The sequence below is a fragment of the Pseudoalteromonas sp. S3178 genome (genome assembly GCF_005886985.1).
In the GTDB taxonomy this organism is placed as follows: Bacteria; Pseudomonadota; Gammaproteobacteria; order Enterobacterales; family Alteromonadaceae; genus Pseudoalteromonas; species Pseudoalteromonas carrageenovora.
In genome coordinates this window covers 1-11583 of record NZ_PNCW01000009.1, presented here as the reverse complement: position 1 = coordinate 11583, position 11583 = coordinate 1, and the positions used below count along the sequence as shown (strand labels likewise).

Genomic DNA, 11583 nt, shown 5'->3' with positions numbered 1-11583 from the left:
CTCACTAAGTGGTTTGCTTGCATCGCTAAGCGTTGCCTGCTCTGCCGTCTCAGTGGGGTCGCATTATAGGGAGAACTGATTTTTACGCAAGCGTTTTATTGATAAAACTTTAAATAAAACACTGTTCGCTCAATATACAATCAAGAGCTCGCAAAATAGTACAATAAACACACTAAAAACACTTGTACAGCTAACATTAATATTTATAAATACCTTTAAAACGTATAAAGCACCTATATAGGCGCTTTATAATTTACTGCGTCGCTTAGGTATTAATATAAAATACTATAGAGCTTTCTGCGGTATTTAGCTGCTAATGCGTCGCCATCAGGAAGAGAAGCTATAATTGCTAAAAAATTTGGTTTTGCATCATTAAAGTTCAAATCCTTTTTAAGGACAGTAAATAATGTTTCGAGTGCTTCTTCTTTTCGACCAGCGTCATTAAGTAAGTTACTCAATTCTATTTTCAGCTCTAAGTCGTTGGGGTATTTCTCAACCTGAGATTGCTTTTCTTTAATCTCTGGTGAGTCGGTTGCCTCTAAAGCAACTTCGCATTTGGCTTTTATGTTATGGAAGTATGCATCTTGCTCTTGTGCATCAATTGTATCAATCAATGCTTTGGCATCATCTAATTTATGAATTTGAATACATATATCTGCAAGCACCAATTTTATGCGTGCATTCTTATTATCAATTTCATAGGCCTGCTTTGCGTAATTAAATGCAGCATTTAGATCTGACTTTAATAAAGCTTGCTTAGCTTGCTCTAATAATAGATCCTGCTGAGCGGGTAAATGCTTACCTAGTGATTCTCTTACTTGGTTTTCGGTTTGCGCTCCCGCTAACAAATCAACCGGTGCAGAGTCTTTTAATAGCACAAGTGTAGGTAATGTTTGTAACCCTACTTGTTGCGCTAACTGAGAGGCCAATGCTTGCTCGGCATTACAATCAAGGTTTGCTACTACAATATAGTCAGTATATTCACCCGCTAATTTATCCAGTATTGATAATTGGCTAATGCATTCTGGACTCTGCGGAGAGTAGAAGTTTAATAACACCAGCTTTTGCTGTGATGTCTCACCAAGTACTTGCTGTAAGTTTTGTGCGTTGATACTAACTATGTTGCTCATTGAATTTATTGCCATATTCATTTATTTAGGTTTTTATATGGTGGTGAACATAATAATTACAAGTCATATACCTATAAATCACTTGGTATAGATATTAAACAACGAGGGAAACTATGAAATTTACCTATTTAAGTGCAGCACTTTTATTAGCTAGTCCATTGCTAAACGCACAACCACTTGATTTAAACTTAACAAAAACGATGCCAGCCATAGAAAAGTTTTACCTCGATTTACATCAATCTCCTGAGCTTTCTTACCATGAAGAAGAAACAGGGAAAAAAATAACTTCTCAGTTATCTAAGCTTGGTTTTGATGTAACTGATAACGTAGGTGGCTTTGGTGTAGTTGGAATTTATAAAAATGGTAACGGACCTACCATTATGATCCGCACTGATACAGATGGCTTACCTATTGTTGAGCAAACTGGCAAAGCGTATGCGTCTAAAGTAAAAGTTATAGATGAGCACGGTGCTAATGTAGGTGTAATGCATGGCTGTGGTCACGATATACATATGAGCTCATTTATTGGCACCGCCGAGCAACTTATTGCACATAAAAATAAATGGCAGGGCACGCTAATGATGGTTGCTCAACCTGCAGAAGAAGTAGGCGGTGGCGCAAAAGCAATGCTAAATGAAGACTTATTTAGTAAATACGCGAAACCCGACCACGTTATTGCATTACATGTAAGTGCCAGCGTACCTGCTGGTAAGGTATCAATGAAAAATGAATACACTATGGCAAGTGTTGATTCGGTAGATATTGCTATAAAAGGAAAAGGAGGCCACGGCGCTTACCCGCATACCACTGTTGATCCTGTTGTTATTGCTGCACGCACTGTATTAGCACTTCAAACAATCACGAGTCGTGAGCTTTCTCCACTTGAACCTTCGGTTATAACTGTGGGCTCTATTCATGGTGGCTCAAAACATAATGTAATTTCAGATGAAGTAAAACTACAACTTACTTTAAGAAGTTACAATCCTGACGTTCGTACAGCTCAAATAGCAGCAATTAAACGTATAACAGCAGGTATTGCACAAAGCGCAGGGCTTGAAGAGCCACTATATCCTGTTGTTTATGTTCACGAAGATGAGTCAATTCCATCCACTTACAATAATCCAGAGCAAACAAATATAGTTAGAAGTGCTATTGCTGATGCAATTGGCGCAACCAATGTACTTGAAACAAAAGCGGTTATGGCGGGTGAAGATTTTGGATTGTACGGCAGAACAGATGAAAACATCCCTATTACTTTATTTTGGTTAGGCGGAGTTAACCAACAACAATATGCAAAAGCGATGAAAAATAACGAAACACTCCCTTCATTACATTCAAGTAAATTTGCACCTGATTATAAAGTAGCCCTACCCACAGGTATAAAAGCTATGAGTAACGCTGCAGTTGCTTTATTTAATAATTAATAAGCAGTACTCAAGAGCTCAGCTATTAAGTAGTTGCGGAGCTCTTTTTATAATTTGATTTTTTATATGGCGCTTTTTTGCCTTGCTTAGCAAAGCGTTTTTTAGGAGATGTTTTAGGTAGCTTTGAAAATACATGGTTATCGCAATTAGCCGCCTGTTGTACAAAGCTTTCAAGATCTGCAAGTAATGGCTGTAAAAACTGCCGATAACTCATAGCTTGTTGCGCTATATCCCCTAAGCTCGACTCCCACTTAGCCGTTAGGTCGGGACTTGCTAAGCCTTGTGGTAAAACACTAATAAGTGCCAAACCGGTTTCGGTTGCTTTAATTGCTTTACCTTCACGCTTTAAAAAGCGACGTCTAAATAACAGTTCAATAATACCTGCGCGAGTAGCCTCAGTACCTAAACCATCGGTCTCTTTTAATACTTTTTTAATTTGTGGATCTTTAACGTAACGGCTAATGCCCGTCATCGCAGCCAACAATGTTGCATCAGTAAAATGTGATGGAGGTGTAGTATGCTTTTCAACAACCTCACCTTTAGTGCAATTAAGCGCCATCCCTTTAGCTAAATGAGGTAATGTTGCTTCATCTTTTAGCTCGCCTTTACCCATTAACACCTTAAAACCCAAACTTACGTCTTGCTTGGCATTTGCTTTAAATAAACCACCAGCAATTGTTACCTCTACTTTAGTTTCGTTGTAAATGTAGTCTGGGTAGAACTGAACCAAATAATACCTACATATAAGCTGATACACTTTTGTTTCATCAGAAGCTAAGTTTGCAGTTTTTAGCTGCTTTGCTGTGGGCACAATTGCATGGTGCGCAGCAACTTTTGAATCGTTAAAGCATTTACTGCGTTTTTTAGCATCAGCCCCATTCACAAACTCAGTGTTTTGACCGCCATTAGCTGCAATTGCTTTTAAAATTGAAGGCGCATCTAAATGATGTTCTTTAGGTAAATAACGATTGTCTGAACGAGGATAAGTAATTAATTTATGGCGCTCATAAAGTGTTTGGCAAATATCAAGCACCTGCTGAGCAGCCATACCAAATGCCTTTGCAGCATCTATTTGAAGTGAAGATAAATTATAAGGTAAAGGTGCACTTTGTTTTTTTTGTTTTTGTTCAAGTGCTGTTACCTCTCCTTTTTGATTAGTTATACGCGAAGCTACATTTTCGGCGAGTGCTTTATTTAATACTCGCCCTTCTTCATCTTGATGAGGCTCGCAAGCTTTACTCGGCACCCACTTAGCTGTAAATAACTGCTGCTTTGGAGTAACTAAATGCGCCAACACTTCATAAAATGGTTTTGATACAAAATTAGCTATTTCGTTATCGCGATTAACCACTAAACCTAAAATAGGAGTTTGTACCCGTCCTACAGAAAGTACATTCCCGAATCCTGCTTTTTGTCCCGCTAATGTATATGCTCGCGTTAAATTCATACCAAATAGCCAATCAGCACGAGAGCGTGCTAAAGCAGACACACTTAACGGAATAAAGTCTCGATTAGAGCGCATATTACCCAGTGACTTTTTCACTGCAGATAAGTTTAAATCACTAATAAGTAAACGCTGAATACTCTGCTTTTTAGCCTGACTGATTTTAGCTTCTTCTATTACTTGATCGACAAGCAGCTGGCCTTCGGCATCAATGTTACAAGCTTTTTTTGAAAAGTGTTTAAATAATTGTTTTATATTAACTATTTTAAGTTTCTTCTTTTTCCTACTTTTCAAGTTTTTATACAATAAAAAGAGTGAAAAGCAAACCGTGAACTACGTTATATTTCACACTTAAAAAGTATGCTTTAACTATTTAAACCACTGTATAGCCAATTAAGATGTTTCATCATTTTCAATTACTTCAGATAACTTTATTGCTCTATCTATTTTAATAATTGAATTTTAGTAACATCAAAATTAATGTATGTGTAGCCAGTTAAGTTAGCTGTTTTGGCCGCTTCTCTCGCACCTACTTTTGTTAGGAATAAAGGAATATTAGCTCTAAGCAATGTAGAAACACTAGTATCATGATCAAGAACAATCTTTGTAAAACCACCAATAGTCATAGATATCCCATTAGTGCTTTCAAGCTCGTTTACATGAGCAAACTTTAGATCACTAACAGCTTCATACTGCTCTGTCTGAAAGTTATAAAACATCAATTCTTTATCTACTTTTATAACCGCCCACATAATTATATCCCTTTTAGTTTTCAGTGCTTAGTCACTGTCTGTATCTAGCAGTACATAGTTTATGCCAATTTCTAAAAAGTAATCTAGAAGTGCGTTAACAGCTTTTGTTTTTCTATAAGTTTTTGCATCCGATAGGTCAGTCGTTCCTGCGAAACTTTTGCTCCCTCTTTTAATACTTTTCACATACCAAAACTTAATGCTATCGCTTGGGGTAAGAACTTTAATTTTGAACATAATTAGTTTCCAATATCAGTAATTACGTTGATTAATCGGGTTGCTAGTATCAATAAGGACAGAGCGGTATGTTCCAGCGGGTAACAGCCTAAAAGGGAAAATTTTACACTTGCTATCAAACTTACGAAAGTGATTTTTCTTAGCCACTGCAAGAATCCGATAGTTCATTATTTCTTGGCCTTTAACAGCTTCATGTTCAAAAACAGGTATCCATACTTTAGACATTCCTTACAATCCTTTTTTCTATTCGACCGCTACACCAATAGCTTTCTGGACTTCCCAGCTTTCACTAGACAGTTTTTAATTCAGAATAAACCTCTAAAAATATCATAAATACAACTTAGTATTTCGTTGCGCTGTTCTGCTGAAATCAATCCAAATTTAGACTTACTTTCAAATGAACCACTAAGCAATTCATATTGTTAATTATCATATTAAATAAGAAACACCCAATTAATAATAGGGTAATTTTTTAAATTCCAAAGAATTATATACTTCATTACTCTACCACAACTTGTTGGACATTATTTAGTGCTGCTAACTTCCCCTTAATTAATAGCAGTCTTGCTTGCCCTTTTTCCAAAAGTACTACTATTGCGTCATAGCAGTTAGAGTTTGCCTCTATAAGCCGTTTATACTCTTCAAGTTCACTAACTAGTACTGTCATTTCTGACTCATATGTTTTTATAGCGTCAAGAAGCTCATTGCTAAAGCTTTTATCTATTACTTGAGATTGCGAAAGGCTTGCAATCGAGTCATTTGTTACTCTTGTGAATATGGATGTTTTAAATAACAGAGTTTTACTATATTGAGCACGTTTCGGGCTTGGGTTTTCATCCCTAGCTAGCAAACCTTTATCAACCAAACGCATCACCTGCCTATAAACAAAGCGCCTAGCCTCATCTGGCTCTTTATAAGTATCATTAAGCGCCAGCAAAGTATTACGCAGTGCAGTGATAGTGAAATGATTAAAATTTTTTTCTACTAATAGATGATAGATATCTTCATTGAGCTTAATTGCTTTGGTCATTTTTAGCCACCAACAAAACTTAGGATTGCTAAGTATACTAATATAAGTAAAACTTAGACAATCTAAGTTATTCAGGTGAACAAGATGAAAGCTAAGTGTCTAAACCAAACCCAATACCAATCAGGCTTAAAGAAGCTCGTAAGCGAGCAAACATGACTCAAAAAGAATTAGGTATTCGTATTGGCATGGATCAAAGCTCTGCAAGTAGCAGGATGAACCATTACGAAAAAGACAGGCACACTCCTGATGTTCAAACATTACAACGAATGGCTGATGAACTTGGAGTTCCTTTAAATTATTTCTTTTGTGAAAATACAGAGTCAGCTGAACTTGCTTGTTTAATCAGTAGACTATCAACTGAAGAAAAGCAAAAATTGATTGAGCAGTTAAATAAATAAATTTACTAAGCCCATATTTATACCTTTGCTTCACATGAAGCCTTGTAGCGGTAGAATAGCCCAGACCGCTTACATACCGTAAGTCGATTAAAATCGAAAACTGTATTAGTGGGTAGTAGTCACCTGACCATCTCAGACTTTAAGATTAATTGTTACAGGATGAGTTTTTTAAGAAACCAAATTGCATTTGATATAGGGTAAGATAAACTATTCCATCCAACATCCACTTGTTTTATATAATATTAAAATAGAAATATGGAGGTATCCCTCTCATTACTATGTAGTAAACAAGTATCGATAAAGTTTGATTGAGATAAAATATAGAAAGCCAGAAAGGCGAAAACCATCCCGCAGGATGGTTTTCATTGATGCTCAAGTTGGGATCTTTAGCGAGAATTTTATTACTAAAGCCATATTCCAACGAGCTAGAACTTAATAGTGAGTCATAATTACATTATTGTCAATACTCAAATTAGATAATACCAGGAATGATCATGGACGACTTCCCCTTATGAATCACTTCAATAGGTGTTCCATTTATTAATACTTTTCTCAGCTCACGCTTAACTTTACTAAGTTTCCAGCCTTCTCTAAGCTGCAAGGATTTGTATATTTCGATAGCTTTATCAGTAACTAACCAGTCAAAATGCCTTTTATAATGGGAGTCCAAATAATCCATCTTTCGATCTTCTGATACCCAAGATAACAATCTAACCAAACGTTTATTAAGCTCTATCATTCTATTTAAACTATCGTCAGGTGTTCTAGCAGCAGGATATATTTCTTCACCACTACTGCGGTGAACTATCCTTGTAAACTTCCATATTGGCTCATGATGAGCAATTCTATTACGAAGTTCACAAACTTGCTTGAGTCTTAAAATTAAATCATCTATTGCCGATTGCCCCCAGTATGACTCATGTTCTGAAAAGTGATCCCTTAAAGCATTATGTAGGATCTTTTGCCAATTCACGCTATGCCTTTCAATTAAGTAAGGCCAAAAACCAAATGTTTGCCCTGCTACAACATCACCAGGCTTTGGCACTGGTCTTCTTGGTGTTAATACTGGGCTACGCCTGCCTCTTGGCCTTGAAGAAATATGCGTAATATTAGTTATACTTTTAGGGTTTCGAATTATATTTTGAGTAATTAAGTATTCATACCAATCATTATCAAAAACACTTCCTTGATTCTTATGGGGGTGATATTCATGCGATAGCTCCCTATGTAATGCATTCCTGAAAGTTACTTCAAGGATACTTACCAATTTGAAGAATGACGCAGACAATGCATCATTCCATAAATAAAGCCCCAAAGCTTCTTCATCAGTTGTAAGGTTAAAGTAGTTCCTATAACTTCTAATTCTTTCAGGTGAAATCGTATCAACCGTACTCGCTATATTACTCGGTAACAAATTTAATCCTTATAAACTCTATTATGAGCCTTTCTTATTAAACCGCTTGTACAAGCTCTTAGCAATATCATCAACTGCTATGCCACGTACATCAGCGTCACCCATCAAGCGTTGGAATATTTCTTCATTGCCATCCATACGATCAATTAAAATATCTTCAAATACCTTTGACAATATTGACGAAAAATCATTAAAGCTATTTGCTGAAGCAGCTTCTTTCAGGTCTTCACTTTCAAAAGCTTCCTCCTCTACCTGCTCAAAAAATAACCGATCCGCTTCAGTAAAGTCAGTGCCAAACCTTTCATTTAGAATTTTCACTAATTCAGATAGCGGTACCTCTTCTTCAGTTGAACTACCTGTTCCTACTTCTGACGGTCCATCTAAATTATCAGCGTTGCCAGGCTCTAAATTAATTGAACCTTCACTTATTTTTTGTAAGCGATAATACTCAAGTTCCACATCGCCATCTATTTTATAACCTGGACCTGAAGCGTCTCTTGGTAACTTAGTTAATAAATAGCGTAAATAGGTGTAAAGCTTTTCAAGGTCAGTATCTTGATACGGCATAACTTGTGATAAAAACGCATACATATTTCTAAAGTTAACTAATAAGCCTTTAAACTCACCTTGTTGTTCTTCATCTAGCTCAATATAACGCTCTACCGCTAAATCAATAACACCGTTCATTTTTGCATGATCATTTGCAGTTTCTTTGCGTTTAGGTGCAAAGTAAATAGCACAAAAACTATCAACTTCATTTTCGTGAATAACTTGATGCTCATCGATTTGACTTTGTAAGCGGTAAAGGTGATGTGGGTCGGTTAATTCTTCAGCACGCGTTACTTGATAAAAGGGCTTAAATGCTTCAAAAATCTCTTCTGGCTCGTTTCTAAAATCTAAAACGAAGGTATCTTCTTTACCCACCGCCATACGATTCAAACGAGAAAGCGTTTGTACGGCTTGTATACCTGATAATTTCTTATCAACATACATTGTGTGTAACAAAGGTTGATCAAAGCCTGTTTGGTACTTCTCTGCAACTAATAAAACCTTGTAATCATCTGACTCAAATTCTTCAGGTAATGCTTTTTCAGCAATGCCGTTATTCATGCCTACTTCGGTATAATTAACATCGGGTATATCTGGGTCTTCCACTGTGCCTGAAAAAGCTACTAAGCTACGCACATCGGTATAACCTTTCTTTTCAATATAGTCATCGAAAGATTTTTTATAGCGCACTGCATGCAAGCGAGAGTCTGTTACCACCATAGCCTTAGCACGTTGCCCTATTTTATGACGAACATTAGCCCTAAAATGCTCAATCATCACTTCTGTTTTTTGAGCAATGTTATAGTCATGCAACGTTAAAAATCGCGCTAAAGCCTTTGCTGCTTTTTTACGTTCAACGTGGGTATCTTTTTCTGCGGTTTGAGTAATTTGGTAATACGTTTTATAGGTGGTGTAATTTGCTAGTACATCCAATATAAACTTTTCTTCTATTGCTTGACGCATAGTGTAATGATGAAATGGCGCTTCACCCGTTTTACCTGGCTCATCAAATATCTTAAGCGTTTTGTATTTTGGTGTCGCAGTAAAGGCAAAAAAGCTTAAATTGTCTTGCTTACCACGTCGAAGCATAGTGCGGATCACTTCATCTTCATCACCGAATTCATTTTCAGCAATGTATTGTGTTGCTTGCTCTTCAACACCTGCTTTGTTAAGTACGTATTTCATGTCCATAGCTGTTTCACCGGACTGTGAACTATGGGCTTCGTCAACAATCACCGCATAACGTTTGCCTTTGGTACTTAGTTCAATTGTGCCAATACCATTTTCTTCATTAAGTTTTTCAAGAGTTTCAGACACAAAAGGAAATTTTTGTACTGTGGTGATAATAATCGGTGTACCACCTGACAAGGCTTTGACTAACTGACGCGTATCTTCATCAATTTTTACAACTACACCTTGTTTGTGGTCAAATTGATAAATTGTATCTTGTAGCTGTTGGTCGAGTACTTTCCTATCGGTTACCACAATAACCGAGTGAAATATTTTTTCATCCGCTTCGGTATGTAAGCTTGATAAACGATGCGCCAGCCACGCAATAGAGTTTGATTTACCCGAGCCAGCCGAATGCTGTACTAAATAGTTTTTACCTGCGCCATTGCTCTTAGAATGCTCAATTAACTTACGCACAACATCTAATTGATGGTAACGCGGGAAAATCATGGTTTCTTTTTTGATTTTCTTAAGTACATTATCTTTTAGGATTTTTTTCTCTTCAACTTGCAAATGCATAAAACGATTAAGAATATCTAACAAGCTGTCGCTTTGTAGTACTTCACGCCAAAGGTAAGCGGTTCTATAACCACCATCTTCAGCGGGCGGATTACCAGCACCGTCATTAAAACCTAAGTTAAATGGCAAGAAGAAGGTTTTATTACCGCTTAGTCTAGTTGTCATAAACGCTAAATCGGTATCAACGGCAAAATGTACTAATGCGCCTTTTTTAAACTGAAATATTGGTTCATTAGGATCTCTATCGTTTTTATACTGCTTCTTAGAATGTTCAGTAGATTGACCAGTAAACTTATTTTTTAATTCTAAGGTAACGACAGGCAAACCATTTAAGAATATCGCCATATCGAGCGATTTTGTGTCTTTATTAGAAAAGTATAACTGGCGAGTAACCGACAACGTATTTTTATTATAAAGAGCAAGCGTGTCATCGTTTAGCTGATTATTAGGTAAAAAGTAAGCAACCTTGAATTTTTTACCAAAGCACTTAAAGCCATTACGAATAACATTTAGCACACCATTGGTTCCAATATGCTTGCGTAAATCAGCAATAAGTACGTTATCCGTTTCTTCACCATGAATCACTTCAAGGGCTTGCCAAGTTTTTAGCTGGGTAGCTTTAATAAAAGTAATAATACGGGATTTTTCAAGGCATAACTCAGGATCAAAGTCAGCCGAATCACCTTTTACATACTTATCATTTTCAGTTAGATGATATTGAATGGCTTCTTCAAAATGGATTTCTTTGGTGTTTTTCATGGTACTCCCTTACTTCACTGTTTCAGTGCCCGCATGGTTTAATTCACCTAATGCTAGGCCATCTATATCTTTATACAAAAAATGTTTTACCGAAGGATCTCGAGCCAAAAACTGACCATTTTCTTCTAAGTAACTGCCGAGCCTATCTTCAGGGCATTCAGAAACAACAAGCTTTGTTAACTCAAATTTACATTTTTTGTTTACGTAAATATCGATCGTAGCTAATAAAGCACGACACCACTTTTCAGCAGATTGAAGTTGCCCTGCGATACTTTCAGTATCAAGAGACTGAGACTTAAATTCGAGGCAATAAACAAATATTTTTCTACCGACAAGATTAAAAACAATGAAATCACAACGTTTAGTCCAAGGCTGCCCATTATTACCGAGAAAATGGTACAAAGGGTCCTGATTCCCTTTTTTGTTAAGACTATCTAGCTTTATTGCGAATAATTCACCTTCATGCTTTAAAGTGACTTTGTATTCTTTTTTTTTGCTACCAACTTTAATTTTTTCTTTCAACTCTATTTCATCACCAGGAAACTTAGGGACTCCATAAAAGTCTGTATTTAAATAGTTACGTAGATGATGAAAATAACCTTTAGCATCCATTGCCATTATTGAAACTCCTTTGGAAGTTCAATTTCTCGCACATCTATTTTACCTGTGACAGCGGATGTGGACTTCCCACAGTTTGCTA

General features: G+C 36.5%; 10 protein-coding genes and 1 pseudogene. 2 read left to right on the top strand and 9 right to left on the bottom strand.

Annotated features, from left to right (window positions below; genetic code table 11):
• Positions 1 to 272 precede the first annotated feature (272 nt).
• Entirely contained in the window at positions 273 to 1130 is an 858-nt protein-coding gene (locus tag CWC11_RS02090) for a tetratricopeptide repeat protein (protein WP_138681395.1), read from the bottom strand.
• Positions 1131 to 1243: 113 nt separating this feature from the next.
• On the opposite strand from CWC11_RS02090, the gene CWC11_RS02085 reads away from it, so the two are divergent.
• Positions 1244 to 2554 (top strand): M20 metallopeptidase family protein, encoded by a 1311-nt coding sequence (locus CWC11_RS02085; protein ID WP_138681394.1) that lies wholly within the window; start codon positions 1244 to 1246, stop codon positions 2552 to 2554.
• A gap of 25 nt (positions 2555 to 2579) precedes the next feature.
• On the opposite strand, the pseudogene CWC11_RS02080 reads toward CWC11_RS02085, so the two are convergent.
• The 5 genes and pseudogenes from CWC11_RS02080 to CWC11_RS02060 form a co-directional block, all read right to left on the bottom strand.
• Positions 2580 to 4283 (bottom strand): annotated as a pseudogene (locus CWC11_RS02080) (DNA topoisomerase 3); the annotation flags it as partial.
• 158 nt (positions 4284 to 4441) lie between these two features.
• The gene (locus CWC11_RS02075; protein WP_138681393.1) at positions 4442 to 4750 is read right to left on the bottom strand and encodes a hypothetical protein; all 309 of its coding nucleotides are present in this window, start codon (positions 4748 to 4750) and stop codon (positions 4442 to 4444) included.
• A 27-nt stretch (positions 4751 to 4777) separates the two neighbouring features.
• Positions 4778 to 4984, bottom strand: a complete 207-nt coding sequence (locus CWC11_RS02070) for a hypothetical protein (protein ID WP_138681392.1) — start codon at positions 4982 to 4984, stop codon at positions 4778 to 4780.
• A 15-nt stretch (positions 4985 to 4999) separates the two neighbouring features.
• Positions 5000 to 5209 carry a hypothetical protein gene (locus CWC11_RS02065; RefSeq protein WP_138681391.1) on the bottom strand — a complete coding sequence of 70 codons (210 nt, stop codon included), beginning with the start codon at positions 5207 to 5209 and terminating at the stop codon, positions 5000 to 5002.
• A gap of 274 nt (positions 5210 to 5483) precedes the next feature.
• The gene (locus CWC11_RS02060) at positions 5484 to 6014 is read right to left on the bottom strand and encodes a VspR family transcription factor (RefSeq protein WP_138681390.1); all 531 of its coding nucleotides are present in this window, start codon (positions 6012 to 6014) and stop codon (positions 5484 to 5486) included.
• Positions 6015 to 6109: 95 nt separating this feature from the next.
• On the opposite strand from CWC11_RS02060, the gene CWC11_RS02055 reads away from it, so the two are divergent.
• Positions 6110 to 6412, top strand: coding sequence for a helix-turn-helix domain-containing protein (locus tag CWC11_RS02055; RefSeq protein WP_138681389.1), 303 nt, complete (start codon positions 6110 to 6112; stop codon positions 6410 to 6412).
• A gap of 472 nt (positions 6413 to 6884) precedes the next feature.
• On the opposite strand, the gene CWC11_RS02050 is transcribed toward CWC11_RS02055, so the two are convergent.
• The 3 genes from CWC11_RS02050 to CWC11_RS02040 are packed head-to-tail and all read right to left on the bottom strand — an operon-like array spanning position 6885 to position 11501.
• The gene (locus CWC11_RS02050; protein WP_138681388.1) at positions 6885 to 7826 is read right to left on the bottom strand and encodes an Abi family protein; all 942 of its coding nucleotides are present in this window, start codon (positions 7824 to 7826) and stop codon (positions 6885 to 6887) included.
• Between the two features lie 21 nt (positions 7827 to 7847).
• Positions 7848 to 10883 (bottom strand): type I restriction endonuclease subunit R, encoded by a 3036-nt coding sequence (locus tag CWC11_RS02045; RefSeq protein WP_138681387.1) that lies wholly within the window; start codon positions 10881 to 10883, stop codon positions 7848 to 7850.
• 9 nt (positions 10884 to 10892) lie between these two features.
• Positions 10893 to 11501, bottom strand: a complete 609-nt coding sequence (locus CWC11_RS02040; RefSeq protein WP_138681386.1) for a hypothetical protein — start codon at positions 11499 to 11501, stop codon at positions 10893 to 10895.
• Positions 11502 to 11583: the final 82 nt, after the last annotated feature.